Genomic DNA, 19,240 nt, shown 5'->3' with positions numbered 1-19,240 from the left:
CCTTGTGCGGCAGCCGAGGCTAGGCGGTCATCAGCGCGGCCGCGGCGTCCAGCGGAACCGGCGCATCCTCGAGCAGCAGCGAGATCGCCTCCTCCTCCCACCGCGCATCCTCCACGGCCAGCTTGGGCCGATCGGCCAGGCGGTGCTCCAGCACGAAGCGCCCCATCAGCAAGCGCCGGGCATCGCCGCCCGCCGCGCCGAGGCGGCAGCCCTCGTTCATCATGAGGATGGCGGTGGTCACATGGTAGAGCGCGCTGGCGGCGACGCGAACGAAGCGCTCGTGCTCCGGCGTATCGGCGACCTGCTCGGCGAGGCGGATCGCCTGGGCCAGCGTCCCCTCCATGCGCGTGCGGAACTGCCCTGGCAGGCCCCGGGCCTCGGCCAGGCGCCGGACGAGCTCCTCCCCCAGGGCGTGGTGCGCGCGCTCCTTTCGAACGGCGCGGTGGATGGCATCCAGCGCGTTCACACTACTGGTGCCGTCCCAGATCACGCCCAGATGCGCGTCGCGGACCAGCCGGGCGTTCACCCAATCCTCAATATAGCCATTGCCGCCGCGCGCCTCCATGGCCGCGGTCGCAACGGCGATGTTGTCGCGCGAGGCGCGGTACTTGCAGATCGGCGTCAGCAGCCGCGCGATCTTGGGCGCGGCCTGCTGCGTCGAGGGGTCGAGCACCGAGGCCAGCATCACCGCGGAGAGCGACTGCTCCGTCTTGATCATTATCTTCACGAGCTGCCGGCGCATTAGCGGATGCTCGATCACGCGCTTGCCGAAGGCGTTGCGATGGCGCGCCACCTGCATCGCCTCGTTCAGGCAGCGGCGCATCATCCCCGCCGCGCGCGTGAGATGCGACACCCGGCTCGGGTTCACCATCTCCAGCATCTGCTTCATGCCGCGATCGATTGCGCCAAGCTGGTAGGCGACGGCACCGTCGAAGACGATCTCCCCGCTCGGCATCGAGCGGCTGCCGAGCTTGTCCTTCAGCCGCACGATCCGGTAGCTGTTGCGGCTTCCGTCGGGCAGCGTCCTGGGAAGCAGGAAGAGACCGAGCCCGCGGCTGCCCGCCACGGCGCCTTCCGGCCGCGCCAGCAGCACGCACACATCGCCGTCGGCATTGGAGCAAAACCACTTCTCGCCATAGAGCCGCCAATGCTCGCCATCCCGCACGGCGACCAGCTCGGCAGACCCGGCATCCGATCCGCCGATCTTCTCAGTCATGAACTGCGCGCCGTAGAGGAGGCGGTCCATGTCCTGCGTCCATAGGCGATCGAGATAGCGCGCCTTCAGCTCCTCGCTGCCGTATCGCGCGATCAGGTCGGAGGTGCAGTCGGTCAGGTTCACCGGGCAGAGCACGCCGAACTCCGCCTGCGCGAAGAGGTAGAAGAAGGCCTGCTTGGCCAGGAGTGGCATGGGCCGGTCCCAGCCCAGCACGCCCGGACGGTGCGTCATCGCGTGCATGCCGAACTCGCCGAAGGCGATCCGGCGGATCTCGTCATAGGCGGGATGGGCCTCGATCCACTCCTCATCCCGCCCGTAGCGGTCGCGTTGATGGAGCTGGGGCGGGTGCCTGTCGGCGAGGTGGGCGAGGTCGTTCAGGCGGCTGCCGGCCAGCACGCCCAGCCTTTGGAGATGCGGCGCGAGATGCGCCAGCAGGGGATCCTCCATGTAGAGGGGGAGCAGGTCGCACAGGCTGCGGTCGATCTCGAAGAAGTTGAGGCCGCTGCAATCGGGCGCAAGGTGCTGGGATCGGCGGGCCACGGCGCCGCGACGGGCCTGGTCGGCCGGGTCGGGGGTCGGGCGGGTCACCATCGTGATCTCATTCATGGCGGGCAGCGTCCATGCCTTCGGCGCCCGCCGCAAACGATTTCAAAGCTGAGCATTTTGAGTTAGACTCAAAGCCATGCCGGGTCGTTCCCTGCCCTCGCTGTATGCTGTCCGCGCCTTTGAAGCGGCGGCCCGTCATCTGTCCATGACCCACGCCGCATCGGAGCTCCATGTCACGCCGGGGGCGGTAAGCCGCCTCGTGCGACGGCTGGAAGCTGATCTATCTGCGGTACTGTTCATCCGGCGTGCCACCGGACTGGAGCTCACGCCGGTCGGCCGCACCATGGCGGAGGGTGCGCGCGAGGCGCTCGACCGGGTGGCGGAGGCGGCCACCGGCGTGCGTCTCAGACATCACCGCCGCTTGGCGATCGGCGTCTACAGTCATTTCCTTTCGCGCGTTCTGCTGCCGCTGCTGCCACGCCTGCGGGCAGTTCATCCCGACCTCGATGTCGATGTCCATGCCAGCACCAGCCCGCTTGATCTCCTTCCCGGACGCTTCGACGCGGCCATCGTCGTTGCCGGCGCAAGGAAGCAGATGGGGCTGGTCATGCGCCCACTGATGCCCATCACGACGGTGCCCGTCGCTGCGCCGCGACGGCTGAAGGATGGCCCTATCGACTTCGCGCGCGTGACCCTGCTCCACACGCGGGCGCGCCCCGAGGATTGGCGACGCTGGCTGGACCACGCCGGTCTGGGAGCCATCCCAGTGCGCGGCGGAAGCACCTTCGACGGCGTGAGCCTGGCACTCGAGGCGGCGGCCGCGGATCTGGGCCTGGCCATCGCCATTGAGGGCCTTCTTGGCCCAGATCTGGCCGCCGGCCGGCTGGCCATCGCGCATCCAGCCCGACGGCCGACGCACCGGAACTTTGTGCTGCAATATGACGCACGCCTCGCGGAGGATCCGTCGCTGGCGATCTTTGCCGATTGGCTTTGTGAGCAACTGCATCGTAGTCCAGAACCCTATAGCCGCCCAGCCTAGCCAGCCGCCCAGAGAACGTTGTCGCCTCGGTTCCTATCGCTGCTCCAGTCTTTCCCCGGACAAACATTCTCTCGTTGGACGACACCGCGCTGTGGCCCAGGTTCGGCCGGCCTTACCGCGCTGACCTCGATGGTGCGAACGCGCAACGGGGCGAGCTTTCGGTCTCCGGAGAGCAGAGAGTTTCCGAACTTTGAGGGTGGCCGATTTTCCAACAAGGTCTAAGGCCTTGTTTTATGCTATCTCCAGTACGGCTGCCCTGCTCGGATTCAGCATTTCACCGCCCGACCAAAGAATCGATGAGCGAGTATCCCGCTTCGGCTCCGAGGCAGCGGGGGACAGGGTACCGGAAACTCGAATCTCGGATGCTCGGCCGGTTCCCTCGGGTGTCCCGCTTCAGGCTCAACGTGGGAGTCTCCGCGCCGGAGTAGTCGATGCCGATGGTGCTCATGAACGCCCGCACGTGCCGCCCGGCGCCTTCCCTAAATTGCGGTTCATACCAAACTCATCCCGCGTCAGCAGGGACCCGCTTCCAATAGGCCTCCCGCCGAAGGATGACATCGTCCGCCGCCCCAACCGGCCGGTGCTCCAGCAGGGCGAAGCGAAAAGCCTGGCGGATATAGGCGAGGCTCGAGTCTGTCGCGAGCTACGCAGCTCCACATTGCCGCCATGTCCCGTGGCCGCATAGTTTGCACCACCGAGACCAGATGCCGCCCTCGCCCGCAGCCGAGCCGACATAGCGGCGGCCCGTAACAGCGTCGGTGATGAGGTAGACGCCCTTTTCGCTTTCCAGGGCTGCCTTCCAGTTGGGGCGCCCTTCCGGACCAGAGTTTCCAATTCCCAAAACCCGAGGTCGATCTCCTCGAACCCGGGCAAGACGCGGCCGGCGTACGGCTCGCGCAGGAGCTTCAGCACGGCCCCGTCGGAGCCGTAACGCTCAAGCTCACCTGCCTGAAGCTCGAGCTTCTTGACGTCCCCAAGCTCGAGCCACCCGCGCGGGCTGCCCTCGGCCCGACGTCGGGCAACAGCCGAAACAACCGAAACCTGCGACGCGGCCTCACGGGCGATAGGTGCCTGGCATAGCCCAGCAGATGCTCACGCGGCCGCAAAAGACAGCGTGTTCCTTCGTCCGTGCGAAAGGCCTGCGCTCACGACCACCCCGCTTGCGGTCCGCGAACGAGCCGTCCAGGAAGCGCGCCGGTATGTTCGCCGTTGCGATAGGTGACGGACCCCGACTTGATAGTCGCGGCGTAGCCGTCCGCACGCTGCATGAGGCGGCGCCCACCAGCGGGCAGATCATGGACCATATAAGGTGCCCCCAGGCGGAGGCGGTCGAGATCTAGCAGATTCACATCTGCCAGCAGCCCTGGCGCAAGGACGCCACGATCGTTCAGGCCGACGGCCGCGGCGGTGTCCGAAGTGTGACGGCGGATGAGTTCCTCGATGGGGAAAGTGCCATCACCCCGGTCGCGGCCCCAGTAGCTCAGGAGGAAGGTCGGGAAGCTGCCATCGGAGACAAAGCCCACGTGGGCGCCACCATCTCCCAGTCCAACGAGCGTGACTGGATCCGCCAGCATCTCGCGGCAGGGATCGAGCGTGTAACCCGCATAGTTCACTAGGGCCGCGAAGATGAAATTGCGTCCTTCGTCGGCGGTCAGAAGGTCGTATGCCACCTCTGGCGCGCTCCGCCCCTCGCGCGCGGCGATCGACGCGAGAGAGTTCTCCCGGTCGGGCGTATAGTTCGGGGGATCGCTGAAAAGGAACATGCGCTCGTGTCCGAGCCTGGTGAGCAGCGGGAAGGTGCTTCCGGTCACTGGGTCTTCGGAGAGAATGCGCCTGCGAACCTCCGGGTCGCGCATGACCGCCACGCGCTCGGCCACCGGAAGGTCGGCGATCGCGCGGTAGCTCGGCGTGGCCGAGAATGGATTCTGCGTGCCGTGCAGTCCGAACAGGATGCCGATGGGCCTCGGCGGAATGACGGGGCGGATCGAAAGCCCCTGCGCCACCGCATCATGCGTCATCGCGAGGAGTTCGCGCCAAAGCTGCGGCTTGTCGTGCCGTTCCGCCATGGAGAAGAGCAATGGGCGCCTCGACACGCTCAGCACCCGGCGCAACATCGCGAACTCCGTTGCGGCGTCCGGCGTGTCCCAGTCTGAGACAAGTTCCATGAAGCCATGTCCCGCGTCCGACATGCCGCAAGCGATGGCGGTGAGTTCGTCCTCTGTGGCGCGAAGCGAGGGCGCCCGGTCGCCTTTCAGGGTACGATGACCGATCGTGCGCGAGGTGGAAAAGCCCAAGGCGCCCGCGCGCATGGCCTCCGCCGTGAGGCGGCGCATCTCAGCCGAGTCCTCGGGCGTCGCCGCTTCGAGACGGGATGCGCGTTCGCCCATAACGAAGATGCGCAGCGCGGCGTGCGGAAGCTGTGCGCAGAGATCGATGTCGCGCGGATTGCGGTCGAGCGCGTCGAGATAGCTGCCGAAGGACTCCCATTGCCAGTCGAGGCCCTCGTGGAGGCAGGGGGCGGGGATGTCCTCGACACCCTCCATAAGCTCCACCAACCTCTGGCGGTCCTGCTCGCGAACCGGAGCGAAGCCCACACCGCAGTTGCCCATCACTGCCGTGGTGACACCATGCCAGCTTGACGGCGTCATGCGGGAATCCCACACCGCTTGCCCATCGTAATGCGTGTGCACATCGACGAAACCCGGCGTCACCAGCAGGCCCCGTGCATCGATTTCTTCCGCGCCACTCGGCGGCACCGCACCGATGGCAGCTATCCGCGATCCCGCCAGCGCGACGTCCGCTTCAAAGGGTGGACGTCCGGTTCCGTCCACTACGGCTCCGCCACGTAGAATCAGGGTCACTTGCTCGCCCATGGATCTTCTCCTGTGACCGCGTTGTTCCGAGTTCAACCGGCGGGACGGATGTTGCGTTCACGAATGATTGCCCCGAGGCGTTCCTGATCGCGGAGCACCTCCGCGGTGAACTCCTCAGGGGTACTCGAGCGCACGATCAAGTCCGGCGTCATGCGGTCGCGGAAGCGCTGGGTTTCCATGGCTTCGAGGATGACCCCGCGAAGCCGATCGATGACGGGACGTGGCACACCAGACGGAGACACGAAGCCGTGGAACCAAGTGTAAACGAGGTCTGGGAAGCCCTGCTCGCGGAAGGTCGCGATATCTGGCGCACCCTCCAGCCGCTCTTCGGAGGAAATGCCGATGATGCGGATCTTGCCTTCCTTGTGGAACTGGTGGAGCGGCGTGAGGCCGGTGACCACCGACGGCACATTCCCTGCCAGCAGATCCATCGTCGCAGCTGATTCATCGCGATACACCACGTTCTGCAATGCAATGTTAGCCGTCGCCTGGAACATCTCCATCAGCAGGTGTGACGAGGTAGCAACACCGTTAGAGCCATAGCTCAGGCCTCCCTGGCTGCGCACATGGGCGACGAATTCCGCAACGTTGCGCACGGGCAGCGTAGCCGGCACCGCCAGGGCCATCGCGCCTCGGAAGATGGTGGTGATCGATTGGAAATCTTCGTTGCGATAGGGCAGCCGCGGGATCATCAGTGGCGCGAGCACCTGCGCTGAGGTGATGGCGTAGCCAATGACATGGCCGTCCTTCGCCCCTCTGGCCACCTCACCTGCCGCGATGACGCCCTGGGCGCCTGGACGGTTGTCAACAATGACCGGGTTCCCCAGCGACACCTGCATGTGCTCACCGACGACTCGGCAAATGAGGTCTGACCAAGACCCCCCGGATCCAGGCGCGACGATGCGGATCGGTCGAGACGGAAATCCGGGGGTCTGAGCGAATGCCGAGCTGCTCGACTCGGCTGCCAAAGCCAGCGCGGCAGGCGCCGCCAGCACTCGACGGCGCGCAATCTGCGATATGGACATTTCCACTCCTGACGTTCGTTCCACCGCGGCTTATGCCGTTCTCACCGATGCCGGTGCGCACGCAGATAAAACCATCAAATCTATTAACTAGTCAATCAGGGTGCCGCGCAGTCCGTCCCTTGGAAAGTTGCGCCCGCGATGTCAATTAGGGCGATCATGGCCGCTCGAGACGACATCCTGGCAATCGCCACCGACCTCTTCACTCGACACGGGTTCAATGGCGTGAGCTACGCTGACATCGCGCGTTCGCTTGGCATGACAACGGCGAACATCCACTACCACTTCGGCACCAAGCTCGGCCTGGCATCCGCGGCGCTCGAGGCATATGCCGACCAGGTGACCGAGCGAATGCGGTGCATCTGGTGCGACGAGGGCAGTAATCTCGAGAGCAAGATCAAAGCCACGATCTCCTTCACTCAGGACAGCTACAACCGATTTAACGGCGATGGTCCCCCTGGCCGCGCTTGGAGCCTGATGTCTCGCTTCGCCAGCGATGCGGATGCGCTGGATGACGACATCCGCAAGCGGATCACCGCATTCCGAAGCGATGCACACGCCTTCGTTAGTCGGGGTGTAGACATCGCCATGGACGCGGGGGAGTTCCGAGACGACGCGCCCCGAGCGGAGATGGCGCGGATCCTGAGCAGCGCCTTCCTCTACGCGCCGCATATCGCGCGTGACACGGGCGGATTTGCCGGGGCGATCCGAAACTACGCCGCCGTACACAACATGATGCGTGCTGCATATGGAGTCCAAAGTCGGCCTTCAAGGCGCGCCAAACGGTAGGGGCGGATCCGCCCACGCATGCAGCGTTTTCGCGCCACGAACCTCCGTCACTATCCCACTCTGCGTTGAACACACAGCATCCGGCGACACCGTCGGCCTCGCGCATGCTGCCAGCCTCTATCGCAAAGCCCCGCGGCGCTGCGACGGCCAAGCTGGAATGCGAGCATGGCCGCGATCGCGTCTCGCCCTTCCAGCGTGACGATGGACCAAGTGAAGCACAGCACATCGCGCCAGCGCCCGTCCGTCCGGAAAAGCGCTGTGACGGCTGCGGCATCCTTGGCGCCAGGGCCGCGCCGAAACGCTCCGGCCAGGATTGAACCCGCTTCTCGGCGATCAGCTGCAGCAGGGAACCTGGCCGTTCCTTTCGTAGCGAATGGCAGCCGATCCGGTGTCCCGTCGCACCCACCCGCGCTTGGTTTCCCGATCAGGCAGCCTGTTCCAGGGTGGAGGCCACGTCGGTCAGCGTGGTTCGGCGCATGTCGCGCGGATAGGTCTGGTCGTCGAAGCGTGTCGCCCGGTGCATGGTGGTGCGGTTGTCCCAGACGAGCAGGTCGCCCACGCGCCATTCATGGGCATAGACGCGCTCGCGCTGCGTCGCATGCTCGGTCAGCTCGCGGATCAGCGCCAGCGCCTCGGGCTGCGGCCAGCCCAGAATCTGACCGATATGGGCCGAAAGGAAGAGCGAGAGCCGATGGCTGCCGGGATGGCGCCGCACCAGCCTTTGCTGCACCGGCCGGTATCGCTCGCGCTCCTCCGGCGTGAAGTCGCCGAAGCCCAGGACGGCCCGCGAGTGGAGCAGGCTATGCTCGGTCACCATGTCGCGGACCAGCTTCTGCGTCGCCGGATCCAGCGTGTCCCAGGCGGCGCGCATATCCGCGATCTGCGTGGCGCCGCCGGCGCCTTCCGGCGGCACGACATGGGCAGCGAGCATCGAATACTTCGCCGGAACCGCCTTGAAGCTGCTGTCGCTGTGCCAGAGCAGATTGCCGAGATTGTAGAGCCGGCGGCGGTCGTCCCGCGCCATCAGCTTGCCGTCCTGCGTCAGGTTGGAGATATCGCCCAGCCCCTCCGCCAGACGGCGCGTGCCGGCGCCGCCGGCCTGCGGCACCTGATAAGCCTCCTCCAACTCGCCGAAATACTGCGTGAAGCGCATATGCGCCTCGCGCTCCAGCGGCTTCGCGTTGCGGAAGACCAGGACCGCGTACTTGTCCATGCCCTTCTCGATCACCGCGATATCCGTGGCGTCCAGGGGATGCGAGATGTCCACGCCGCCGGCCTCGGCAGCAAAGTCGTCGCCCTTGAGGGGCTTGAAGGTGACAGCCATGAGTCAATTCCTCCCGTTCAGTTCGTGGCATTCTGGGGCGTGATGCCGGCGCGCTGCGCGACCCCGCGCCATTGGGCGATCTCGCGCCGGATCAGCTCGGCGAGATCGGTGCTCGACCCGCCCATCGGCTCCAGCCAGGAGGCGGCGAAGCGTTCGCGCAGCGCCTCGCTCTCCAGCGCTTTACGGCCCTCGGCGTTCAGCCGCACGACGATGGCGGGGCTGGTGCCCGCCGGGGCCATCAGCGCCACCCACGAGCCGGCTTCGAACTCAATGCCCAGCGCCTCGGCGACCGTGGGAATCTCCGGCGCGAGGACGCTGCGCTCGCGGCTGGTGATCGCCAGCGCCCGTGCCCCGCCGGAGCGCGCCAGCGCGATGCCAGAGGGAAAGTTGTCGATCATCATGGCGAGGTGGCCCGCCGCGAGGTCGCTCAGCGCCGGCGCGCTGCCGCGGTAGGGGACATGCACCAGCTCCGTCCTCGTGAGGCTGCCGAGCAGCGCCGTCGTCAGATGGACCGGGGCACCGATTCCCGGCGAGCCGTAGGTCACCTCCCCCGGCCGTGCCTTCGCGTAATCCACCAGCTCCTGCATCGACCTGACGGGCAGCCGGTTCGCGACGAGCACGATGAGCGGCCCGCGCGCCACCGCGACGATCGGCTCGAAGCCACGAATCGGGTCATAGGTCAAGGAGGCGAAGGTGCTGGGATTGGTGCCGAAGGTGGCGTTGGTGCCCATCACGATGGTGTAGCCGTCCGGCGAAGCCTGGCCCGCCGCCGTGACGCCGATGCTGCCGGAGGCGCCGGCCCGGTTCTCCACGACGACCGGCTGGCCCAGCGCCGCCTGCAACTCGGCCGCGATCAGGCGCGAGGCGATGTCGGTGATGCCGCCGGGCGGATACGGGCAGATCAGCCGGATGGCCCGCTGCGGCCAGTCGGCGGCGCGGGCCGAGGTCGCCAGCACCAGGAAGGGCGCGGCCAGCAAGGGCCGCCGGCCAATCTCAGAACTCGACGACGACATATTCGCCCTCAACCGCGACGGGAAAGGTCTCGGCCACATAGGGGCCTTTCGCCAGAGTCTCGCCGGGCTCGACGGTCACCTGATAGGCGCGGGCGCGGAAGCTCTCGGGGTCGCACCAGGACTGGCCGGTGCGGATGTCGAACTCCCAGCCATGCCACGGACATTGCAGCATCTCGCCGCGGCGCGAGAGCTCGTACTGGCCCGGTCGCGAGGACTGCACCAGCGAGACGAGCGCGCCATGGCACAGGCTTCCGCCGGCATGCGGGCAGGTGTTGCTGATCGCGAAATATTCGCCGTCGCGATTGAAGAGCGCGACGGAACGCCCGCGCACCGTGACGAGCTTGCTGCTGCCGGGCGCGATCTCGCCCGTCGTGGCCACGACATGACGCGCCATGTTACGCGATTCCAAAGAGCGCCCGGGCATTGCCGCCCAGGATCTGCGCGCGCTCGTCCTCGCTCATCCGCAACTTCAGCGAGAATCGAGGATCGTCGGAATCCCAGTGCGGGTAGTCCGTCGCGAAGAGGACACGGTCCCAGCCCACCCAATCGATCATGTCGCGCAGGTAGGCCGGTTTCTCCGCCTCATCCATGGGCTGCGTCGTGTACCAGACGTTGCGGCGCAGGTATTCCGACGGCGGGCGCTTGAGATGCGGCACCTCGGCACGGAACCGCTGCCAATGCGCATCCAGCCGCCATCCAAGTGAAGCAGCCCAGGCGAAACCGCCCTCGATGACGATCAGCTTGAGCTGCGGAAACGCCTCGAAGACGCCTTCGATCACCATGCTCGCGACCATCGCGTGCAGGCTGAGCGAGACGCATTGATGCTCCTCGAAATAATAAGAGGGCGCGCCGCCCGGCTGCACCGCATTCCCGTTATTGCCCACGCTGTGCAGGCCGAGCGGCAGGTTGTGGCGCTCCGCGGCCTCGTAGATCGGCCAGTATTTCCGGCTGCCCAGCGGCTCGATCGCACGCGTCGCGAAGGAGACCTGCACATGGTGCCCGCTCTTCGCGCAGCGCTCGATCTCTTCGACGGCGGCGATCGGGTTGTCGCAGGCCACGGTGATGTTGGCCTTCAGGCGCGGCTCCTTCGAGGTCCAGGCCTCCACCTGCCAGTCGTTCACCGCCCGGCACATGGCCGCGGCGAAGTCGAGGTTCCGCTCGTCCATCCCGCGCGGGAAGAGCGGCTGCAGCATGCCCAGCTCGATCCCTAGCGGATCCAGGTGCTGCTCCCGCATGAAGTCCAGGTCGGAGCCGGGCGGGCCGCCGGCCGGCGGCCAGGAATCGCGACGCGAGAGCTGCGGGGTCGCCTTCGGATAGGCGCTCGATCCCAGGAAGGGCTGGCGATAGCGCGGCCCGATGGTCTGGTAATGCTCGCGCCAGCGCGTCGAGAGGTAGGGCAGCACGTCCGCGGGCGACCGCATCATCGGATGGATGTCGCAGTCGATCATCCCGATCTTCTGCGCCGCAGGCCGTTCGGCTTGCATCACGGGTCCGTCGTTCATGACAGTACCTCCTTCAGGCGGGGATAGGTCGCAAGCGGATTGTCTACGAGGATCTTTCTCACAAGTTCCGGCGAGAAGCCGCCAGGCAAGGCTGCCTCGCCCTCGAAGCGCCAGTGAGGATAGTCGGAGGAGAAGAGAAACATCTCGTCCGCGCCGATCATCTCCAGCGTGCGCCGCATTTGCGCCGGGTCGGGCGGCGCGTCCGCGGGCTGGATGGTGATGCGCACCCGCTCGCGAATGATGTCGGCTGGCGAGCGGTCGACCCAGGGGATCTCACGCCGCAGCCCACGCCACATCTTGACCGCGCGCCACATGAAAGGCGGCAGCCAGGTGAAGCCGGATTCCATGAGGACGAACTTCAGAGTGGGAAAACGGCTAAAGACGCCCTCGGCCAACAGGCTCAGCAGCTGCGCCTGAAAGGTCTGCGCAAAGGCCGCGTGGTCCTGCAGCAGGTACTGCGTCCAGCCGATACCGGAATTAGGGTGACGGTGCGAGCTGCCGGCGTGAATGCCGATCGGCAGGCCGTGGCGCTGGGCAGCCTCGTAGATCGGCCAATGCGGCCGGCGGCCGAGCGGCTGCTCGCCCGCCGCGAACATCAGCACCTGCACGAAGCGCCGGTCCGGTGCGCAGCGCTCGATCTCCTCGACGGCGAGCTCGGGGCTCTGCACCGGTACGACGATGGAGGCACGCAGCCTGGGGTCGCGGTCCAGCCACTCTCGGGCCATCCAGAGGTTGGTCGCGCGGCAGATCGCCGCGCCCAGATCCTCGCTGTACATGGCAGGGCCGCCATAGAGGCAGTTGCAGATGGCGATGCGCGCGCCGAAGCCGTCCAGCGCCTGCGTGCGAAGCTGCTCGAAGCTCGTGCCGGGCTTGCCGGATTCCGGCCGCCAGTCCGGCCGGCAGCTGATCTCAGCGCCTGGCGGGTAGAGGTTGAGATCGAGCCCGTCGATGCCGCGGGAGATGATCGTCTCGCGCCAGTGGTCGTCGATATAGGGCAACAGCGCCTGCATGCCGGGCACCGCTGGATGGATATCGCAGTCGATCGGCATCAGACCATCGAAGCCCACGCGCATCCTCCTTGGTTCGTCGTTGGGCGCGAAGCTAGGCAGGCGTAGACTTACTCGTCAATAACATTGTCGTCGACAATACGACTTCGCGGGCGACGGCGGGACCGGCGATTCGGAGCCGTGGCGGCCGCTTAGCCCGTGCCGTAGGAACGCTTGAGCAGATCCATCACAAGGCGATAGTTGCGCTCCACGGCCTCGAAGTTGCCGCCGTCCCGCGCGATGTAGCCGGCATAGAGAAAGCTCTGCGCCAGCATCCGGGACATGTCCGTCCGGAGTACCTCGGCCCGGTATTCCCCCCGCGCGGTGGCGATCTCGAGGCCGTGGCGCGCGCAGGCCTGGACCTCCGCGCGGAAGGCGCCAATGCGCGCCCGGAACTCCGGCGGGAAGGCGTCCAGCTCGTTGGCGAAGCGGCTCAGCAGGCTCCAGACTCGCCCTTCCTCCCCTTGCCTGTTGAAGCGGAAATAGGAGCGCCGGTTGAAGTCGAGCGAGGCCTGCATCTTGCGCGCCAGCGTCGTGTTCTGATCCGTCCAGATCGCGCGGATCTCGTGCTCCACCCCCGCGGCATATTCGTCCAGCGCCTGCTTGGCCAGGCCGACCTTGTTCTTGAAGTGATAATGAATGCTCGTGGTGGTGATCCCGAGCACCTCGGCGATGTCGTTGAAGCTCACACCACGGTAGCCGCGGAGAGTGTAGAGTTCCGTGGCCACGCGCAGGATCTCGTCGCGCATCGACATCTTGCAGGAGTCCTTCGCCTTCGCCGCCCCGCCATGGCGCCACGGCCTGCCCGCCGTCAAGCACGATGCCGCTCCGGCATATTGTTGTTGACGAGTAAGTAAGATAATGGAAGCCTCGCCCTACCTGCTCGACAGGCAAGAACGGCTTCTGCCGCAAGGGTCGAACCTCGCGGACAGGGCCAGGAGGGACGGAACAGGATGGCACATGCCCTTGGGCGCCGTGGCGCCTTGGCGGTCGGCTTGGGCGCGCTCGCCAGCCCGGCCCTGGCCCAGGCCTTTCCCAACAAGCCAATCCGGATCGTCTGCGCCTCTCCGCCAGGCTCCTTCACCGACCTGGTGGACCGCGTCTTCGCCGACCAACTGGCGAGCCTCGGCCAGCCCGTCATCGTCGACAACAAGCCCGGCGCCAATGGCGTGATCGCCGCAGCCGAGATCGCGCGCTCGGCGCCGGACGGCCACACGCTCGGCCACCTGATCTCCGCGTCGCTGACCCTGGCGCCCGTGATGGTGCCGCGCCTGCCCTACACGCTGGACGACCTGCAGCCCATCACGACCATCTACCGCGGCGCCATGGCCATCGCCGTCAGCTCGCGGCTCGGGATCGAGAACATGAACGACCTCGTGGCCTATGTCCGGCAGCGCGGCTCGCTCAGCTACGGCTCCATTGGCCGGGCCAGCCCCGCTCACATCCTGATGGAGATGCTCTCCGCCGAGACGAACCTGACGCTGGAGAACGTCGTCTATCGCGGCGAGGCGCCCGCGGTGCTCGACGTGCTGGCCGGCACCATCCCGGTGGCGGTGGGCGGGCCGATGAACTTCATGGAGCAGCAGCGTGCCGGCGCCATCCGGATCATCGGCGTCTCCACCGCCGAGCGGCTGCCCGGCCTGCCCGATATCCCGACCTTCCGGGAGCAGGGCTTCCAGTCGATGGTCTACACCTGGTTCCACGGCTTCGTGGTCCGCGCCGGCACGCCGCGGCCCATCGTGGACCGGCTGCACGGCGCCATCGGCGAGGTGATGAGGACCCAACCGTTCCTCTCGCTGCTGAGCCCCGACCTCGTGCCGGACCTCATCTCGCCGGAGGCCTACAGCGCGCTGATCCGCGAGGATCAGGGGCGCCTTCGCACGCTCATCGAGCAACGCGGCATCACGGCGGGCTGACGCGATGCCGTCCCGACGCCTCACCCTTGCGGCGGCCATGGCCGCCCCGCTCGCAGCACCACGCCCCGGCCGCACCCAGGGCTTTCCGCAACGCCCCATCCGGGTCTTCTGCACCGGCCCGGCCGGCAGCTCGACAGACCTGCCGTTGCGCGCAGTGACCGATTTCATGGCGCGCCGGCTCGGCCAGCCGGTCATCGTCGACAACCGCTCGGGCGCCGGGGGCGCGCTCGCCGCCCAGGCCGTCGTCCAGTCGCGCGCCGACGGCCATACGCTCGGCAATTGCACGGTCAGCGTCCTGCGCGCTGCCTATATGACGCCCTCGGTCACCTACGATCCGATGGCCGATTTCAGCTATGTCGCGCAGCTCGGCGGCTATACCGTGGGCATCGCGGTCAAGGCCGACGCGCCCTGGCGCAGCTGGGCCGAGCTGATGGACTGGGCCCGTGCCCATCCCGGCCAGCTGATCTATGCGGCCTCGGGCATCGGCACGGGCGGACACATCGCCATGGAGATCGTGGCGCGCCAGGCGGGGATCGAGGCGGTCTTCGTGCCGTACCGCGGCAGCAGCGACGTGCTGGGCGCGCTGCTCGCAGGCTCGGTCAACGTCATATCGGACGGTGCCTTCTGGGCCGGAGCGGTGCGGGACGGGTCGCTGCGCCTGCTGGCGATCAGCAGCAGCGCCCGGCGCATCCCGCGTTATCCCGACACGCCGACACTCAACGAGCTCGGCTATGAATTCGACGGCACCGCCTCGCTCGGCATCATCGGGCCGCACGGCATCCCGGAAGAGGCCGCCCGCCCGCTCCAGGTCGCGATGCGCGAGGCGATGCAGGACCCGGGCGTGCGCGCGGTCTTCGACCGTTTCGACCTGACGCCCGGCTTCGTCGACGGGCCGGACTTCGATGCGGCCATGCGCCGCATCGCTTCGCAGGAACGCGGCGTGCTGAACACGCTGGGGCTGCTGCGCGGCGCCGCTGGAAGGGAGAACCGATGATCCGCTCCACCACCCGCCGCAGCCTCGTCGCCGCCGGCGCGACGCTCGGGCTCGCCATGCCGGCCCTCGCGCAGAACACGGGCACCTTCCCCTCGCGGCCGATGCGGATCGTCTGCCCGGCTCAGGGCGGGAGCTTCACCGACATCCTCGACCGCCTCGTCGCGGATCGCCTCCGCGAAGGCCTCGGCCAGCCAGTGATCGTGGACAACAAGCCGGGCGCCAATGGCGTGATCGCCGCGGGCGAGCTCGCGCGCGCCGCCCCAGATGGCCACACGATCGGCCATATGATCTCCTCGGCGCTGGTGCTGGCCACGCTGATGGTCCCCCGCCTGCCCTTCCGCAATGCGGACTTCCAGCCGCTCACCGTGGCCTATCGAGGCGCGACGGCCATGGGGGTCTCTCCGAGCCTGCCGGTGCGGAACCTGCGCGAGCTGGTCGCGCTCTCGCGCGAGCGCGGCTCCATCAGCTACGGCACGCTCGGCCGCGCCACGCCCTCCCATCTGCTGGTGGAGATGCTCTCCGCAGAAAGCGGCGCAAGCTTCGAGAACATCGTCTACCGCTCCGAGGCGACGGCGGTGCTGGACGTGCTTGCCGGCACCATCCCCGTCGTCGTGGGCGCGACCATGAATCTGCTGGAGCAGCATCGCTCGGGAGAGCTGCGCATCATCGGCATCTCCACCCCGGAGCGCCTGCCCGGCCTGCCGGACCTGCCGACCTTCCGTGAGCAGGGCTTCGAATCCATGGTCTACACCTGGTTCCACGCGTTCCTGATGCCGGCAGGCGCCCCGGCGCCCGTCATCCGGAAGCTCCACGAAGGCCTTGCCGACGCTATGCGCAGCGGCCCTTTCCGCGCAATGCTGACCCCAGACCTCATCTCCGAGGTCACCACGCCGGAAGCGCTCGGCGACCTCGTTCGCGGCGACGTGGAGCGGCTCGGCCGCCTGATCCGCGACCGCGGCATCACAGCCGGCTGAAGGAAACCCGCATGACCCGATTCATCCTCGGCGCCCTCCTGCTCCTTGCCGGACCGGCGGCGGCCCAGGACTTTCCGAACCGTCCGCTCCGCATCATCAGCGGCTCTGCTGCCGGCGGCTCTAACGACTTCGTGGCGCGCTTCTTCGCGGAGAAGATCGGCAACATCTTCGGCCAGCGCATTGTCGTGGAGAACCGCGCTGGAGTGAACGGGGTGATCGGGGCAGAGGCTGTCGTGAACAGCCCCGCAGACGGCTATACTGCTTTCGTGTGCCCGATGAGCACCGTCACCATCACCCCCCAGCTCGTCGGCATGACCATGCCGGTGGATCCCGGAGTGGATCTGGGCCCGATCGCGATGGTGGGCTTATCAAGCTACGGCCTCGTCGTCCGCGCCCAAAGCCCGTATCGGAACCTGGCCGACCTCATTGCGGACGCGCGCAGCCGGCCCGGCCAGATCACCTTCGCCAGCCCTGGCGTCGGAGCCGCGCAGCATCTGGGCGGCGAACTGCTCAAGCAGATGACGGGCACGCAGATGGAGCACGTGGCCTTTCGTGGCGCTGCGCCGGCCATGGTGGAGATCCTGGCAGGACGGGTGGATTTCAGCCTCACCAACATCGCCGACATCGCGCGGCAGGTGCAGGGCGGCGACCTCCGGCTGCTCGCGATCGCTGACGAAACGCCCTCGCCCATCTTCCCGAACGCGCCGCGCGTCAGCCAGACCGTGCCGGGCTTCCAGGTCGTGGGCTGGTTCGGCCTTTGTGCACGGCGTGACATCCCGCCGGCGGCCATGGCGCGTTGGTTGACGGCGATCCAGCAGGTGCTAGCCAGTGGTGAACTGCGGCAGCGGCTATCAGACGGCGGCATCACGCCCCTTTTTGAAGACACGGAAACTTTCGCCCGGCGTATTGCCGCCGATCGCACGAACTGGCGGCAAATTATCCAGGCTTCCAACATTCGCGCGGAGTGATGGGCCAGAGAACACTGTCGTCTTGGTTCCTATCCCTGCTCCAGTCTGCCCTCGCCAGCATCGCCGATGAGCGGCACCAGCCCTCGCGGCCGCCTCTCCGATATGCCGCGCATCGCGCTTTCGGATAAGGGATCGCGCCGTCGCGCCCCGGGCGCTCAGGTGAGATAGCAAGCAGGCGTTCATACGGTCGCGGCCATGTGGCGGGTCGTGCAACGCTTTTGCTCTGCTGGCGCTACAACCTCAGATCCCGGGAAGGCGCGATGGTCGGCGGCAGCTTCGTAGGAACGGCAAGCTGGGCAATTCCGAAGCAGCATTCAAGCTGCTTTCCGGCCGAGGGCTCGCACCTAGCGCGCTATGCACAGCAACTCCGGGCTGTGGAGATCAACTCATCGTTCTATCGGCCGCACCGTCCCGCCACATATCGCAGATGGGCGGCCACGGTACCTGGTGATTTTCGATTTTCTGTGAAGGTCCCCAAATCCATTACTCACGAATTTAAGCTGGTCGGCGCTGAGGAGCTACTCGATCGTTTTCGCGAGGAAGTCAGCGAATTGGGCCCTGCCCTGGGGCCTGTGCTCGTACAGCTTCCACCGTCACTTGCTTTCAGCGCTGGCGTTGCCGACCATTTTTTCGGTGCCATCCGAAGGCGCTTCGACTCCGTGGTTTGCGAGCCTCGCCATCGAACCTGGTTCACGGATGAGGCAGAGAAGCAGTTGGAGAAATACGAGGTTGCGCGGGTCGCAGCCGATCCCGCGATCGTTCCCAGCGCAGCCTCGCCGGGTGGTTGGCTCGGCATGACCTATCGGCGCCTGCATGGCGCCCCGGACGTATATCGATCTGCCTATTCCGCCGACGCGATTGCTGGACTGGCCGCGCAAATCTGCCTCGATGCGAAGGCCGGGAGGCAATGTTGGTGCATCTTCGACAATACGACGCTTGGTGAGGCCACACGGAACGCGTTGGAACTGCGGGAGTGGATCAGTCTCCGGCCGGCGTATGAAAGTCCACAAAAGGATTGACCGCCTTGTCCCTCCGCATCGGCTTCCACGCCTCGCACGAGCAGTTTCCGCCCTCGGAGCTCCTGGACTTGGCACAGGCGGCCGAGGCCGCGGGCTTCGACTGCGCCATGTCCTCGGATCACTTCCGCCCCTGGGGCGCCGCCCAGGGCCATTCCGGCTTCGCTTGGTCCTGGCTCGGAGCAGCCCTGGCGCGGACCCGCCTGCCCATCGGCGTCATCTCGGCCCCGGGCTACCGCTACCACCCGGCGGTGATCGCGCAGGGCGCCGCGACGCTCGCGGAAATGTTCCCTGGCCGCTTCTGGCTCGCGCTGGGCAGCGGGCAACGGCTGAACGAGGGCATCACCGGCCTGGCCTGGCCCGAGAAGGGGATGCGCAACCGCCGGCTGCGTGAATGCGCGGAGGTCATTCGCGCGCTGCTCGACGGGGAGACGGTGACGCATCACGGGCTCGTCACCGTCGTCGAAGCGAAGCTCTACAGCCGGCCCGCCGAGCCGCCGCTGCTGCTCGGCGCCGCCGTAACGGAAGAGACGGCCGAGGCGGTCGGCGCATGGGCGGACGGGCTGCTGACGGTCTCGGCCGACCCGGAGCGGATGCGCCGCGTCGTCGAGGCCTTCCGCCGTGGCGGCGGCGCAGGCAAGCGGCTCGTCGCGCAGGTAACGCTGAACTGGGCGCCAACTGAGGCGGAGGCGCTGGCCGGCGCACATGAGCAATGGCGGACCAACGTATTGGGCGGCGATGTGAATTGGGAACTCCGCACGCCCGAGCAGTTCGACATCGCCACGCGCTTCGTCCGGCCGGAGGACGTGCGGGACGCTGTATGGATCTCGGCCGATCCGGGCTGGCATGCCGGGCGCATCGCCGAACTGGCGGAGATCGGCTTCAAGGAGGTGCAGCTCCACCAGGTCGGCCGAAACCAGCAGGCCTTCCTCGAGACGTTCGGGGCGCGGGTGCTTCCCGCGTTCAGGTGAGCGGCAGATGCGGCGCCTCGGCATTTCGCCG

Annotated in this window: 17 protein-coding genes; 8 read left to right on the top strand and 9 right to left on the bottom strand. The window is 67.0% G+C overall.

Annotated elements, in window-relative coordinates; translation table 11 throughout:
• Positions 1–19 precede the first annotated feature (19 nt).
• Complete coding sequence (locus EJV46_RS14280; RefSeq protein WP_131549297.1) at positions 20–1,822, bottom strand: acyl-CoA dehydrogenase family protein; 1,803 nt, start codon at positions 1,820–1,822, stop codon at positions 20–22.
• 76 nt (positions 1,823–1,898) lie between these two features.
• Here EJV46_RS14280 and EJV46_RS14275 point away from each other — a divergent pair, with 76 nt between their 5' ends.
• Positions 1,899–2,801 (top strand): LysR substrate-binding domain-containing protein, encoded by a 903-nt coding sequence (locus tag EJV46_RS14275; RefSeq protein WP_131549296.1) that lies wholly within the window; start codon positions 1,899–1,901, stop codon positions 2,799–2,801.
• Positions 2,802–3,946: 1,145 nt separating this feature from the next.
• Here the strand turns inward: EJV46_RS14275 and EJV46_RS14270 are convergent.
• Both EJV46_RS14270 and EJV46_RS14265 read right to left on the bottom strand, forming a co-directional pair.
• Positions 3,947–5,674 (bottom strand): amidohydrolase family protein, encoded by a 1,728-nt coding sequence (locus tag EJV46_RS14270; protein ID WP_131549295.1) that lies wholly within the window; start codon positions 5,672–5,674, stop codon positions 3,947–3,949.
• A 32-nt stretch (positions 5,675–5,706) separates the two neighbouring features.
• Entirely contained in the window at positions 5,707–6,699 is a 993-nt protein-coding gene (locus tag EJV46_RS14265; protein WP_131549294.1) for a tripartite tricarboxylate transporter substrate binding protein, read from the bottom strand.
• Between the two features lie 156 nt (positions 6,700–6,855).
• On the opposite strand from EJV46_RS14265, the gene EJV46_RS14260 reads away from it, so the two are divergent.
• On the top strand, positions 6,856–7,485 hold the full coding sequence (locus EJV46_RS14260) for a TetR/AcrR family transcriptional regulator (protein ID WP_165585542.1): 630 nt from the start codon (positions 6,856–6,858) through the stop codon (positions 7,483–7,485).
• A gap of 424 nt (positions 7,486–7,909) precedes the next feature.
• Here EJV46_RS14260 and EJV46_RS14255 read toward each other — a convergent pair whose 3' ends face one another.
• The 6 genes from EJV46_RS14255 to EJV46_RS14230 form a co-directional block, all read right to left on the bottom strand.
• Complete coding sequence (locus EJV46_RS14255; RefSeq protein ID WP_131549292.1) at positions 7,910–8,809, bottom strand: TauD/TfdA family dioxygenase; 900 nt, start codon at positions 8,807–8,809, stop codon at positions 7,910–7,912.
• Positions 8,810–8,826: 17 nt separating this feature from the next.
• Positions 8,827–9,786, bottom strand: coding sequence for a tripartite tricarboxylate transporter substrate binding protein (locus EJV46_RS14250; RefSeq protein ID WP_165585541.1), 960 nt, complete (start codon positions 9,784–9,786; stop codon positions 8,827–8,829).
• A 16-nt stretch (positions 9,787–9,802) separates the two neighbouring features.
• Positions 9,803–10,216, bottom strand: a complete 414-nt coding sequence (locus EJV46_RS14245; protein ID WP_131549290.1) for a Rieske (2Fe-2S) protein — start codon at positions 10,214–10,216, stop codon at positions 9,803–9,805.
• A 1-nt stretch (position 10,217) separates the two neighbouring features.
• A complete protein-coding gene (locus EJV46_RS14240) occupies positions 10,218–11,324 on the bottom strand; it encodes an amidohydrolase family protein (protein WP_206020814.1) in 1,107 nt (368 codons plus the stop codon).
• Positions 11,321–12,391 carry an amidohydrolase family protein gene (locus EJV46_RS14235; protein ID WP_206020813.1) on the bottom strand — a complete coding sequence of 357 codons (1,071 nt, stop codon included), beginning with the start codon at positions 12,389–12,391 and terminating at the stop codon, positions 11,321–11,323. Before EJV46_RS14235 ends, EJV46_RS14240 begins: the two co-directional genes overlap by 4 nt.
• A gap of 131 nt (positions 12,392–12,522) precedes the next feature.
• Positions 12,523–13,125, bottom strand: a complete 603-nt coding sequence (locus EJV46_RS14230) for a TetR/AcrR family transcriptional regulator (RefSeq protein WP_131549289.1) — start codon at positions 13,123–13,125, stop codon at positions 12,523–12,525.
• 198 nt (positions 13,126–13,323) lie between these two features.
• Here EJV46_RS14230 and EJV46_RS14225 point away from each other — a divergent pair, with 198 nt between their 5' ends.
• The 6 genes from EJV46_RS14225 to EJV46_RS14200 all read left to right on the top strand — a co-directional run bounded on the left by EJV46_RS14225 (position 13,324) and on the right by EJV46_RS14200 (position 19,209).
• A complete protein-coding gene (locus EJV46_RS14225; protein WP_131549288.1) occupies positions 13,324–14,286 on the top strand; it encodes a tripartite tricarboxylate transporter substrate binding protein in 963 nt (320 codons plus the stop codon).
• Positions 14,287–14,290: 4 nt separating this feature from the next.
• On the top strand, positions 14,291–15,280 hold the full coding sequence (locus tag EJV46_RS14220; RefSeq protein ID WP_131549287.1) for a tripartite tricarboxylate transporter substrate binding protein: 990 nt from the start codon (positions 14,291–14,293) through the stop codon (positions 15,278–15,280).
• Positions 15,277–16,254, top strand: a complete 978-nt coding sequence (locus EJV46_RS14215) for a tripartite tricarboxylate transporter substrate binding protein (protein WP_131549286.1) — start codon at positions 15,277–15,279, stop codon at positions 16,252–16,254. The genes EJV46_RS14220 and EJV46_RS14215 overlap by 4 nt, the downstream gene beginning before the upstream one ends.
• Positions 16,255–16,265: 11 nt before the next feature.
• Complete coding sequence (locus EJV46_RS14210; RefSeq protein ID WP_131549285.1) at positions 16,266–17,222, top strand: tripartite tricarboxylate transporter substrate binding protein; 957 nt, start codon at positions 16,266–16,268, stop codon at positions 17,220–17,222.
• Between the two features lie 260 nt (positions 17,223–17,482).
• Positions 17,483–18,241, top strand: a complete 759-nt coding sequence (locus tag EJV46_RS14205) for a DUF72 domain-containing protein (protein WP_131549284.1) — start codon at positions 17,483–17,485, stop codon at positions 18,239–18,241.
• A 5-nt stretch (positions 18,242–18,246) separates the two neighbouring features.
• Entirely contained in the window at positions 18,247–19,209 is a 963-nt protein-coding gene (locus EJV46_RS14200) for a TIGR03885 family FMN-dependent LLM class oxidoreductase (RefSeq protein WP_131549283.1), read from the top strand.
• Positions 19,210–19,240: the final 31 nt, after the last annotated feature.

It is taken from the genome of Roseococcus sp. SYP-B2431, from assembly GCF_004336745.1.
In the GTDB taxonomy this organism is placed as follows: Bacteria; Pseudomonadota; Alphaproteobacteria; order Acetobacterales; family Acetobacteraceae; genus Roseococcus.
Note: the sequence above shows the minus strand (reverse complement) of the source record. Positions and strands in the feature narration are given on the sequence as shown.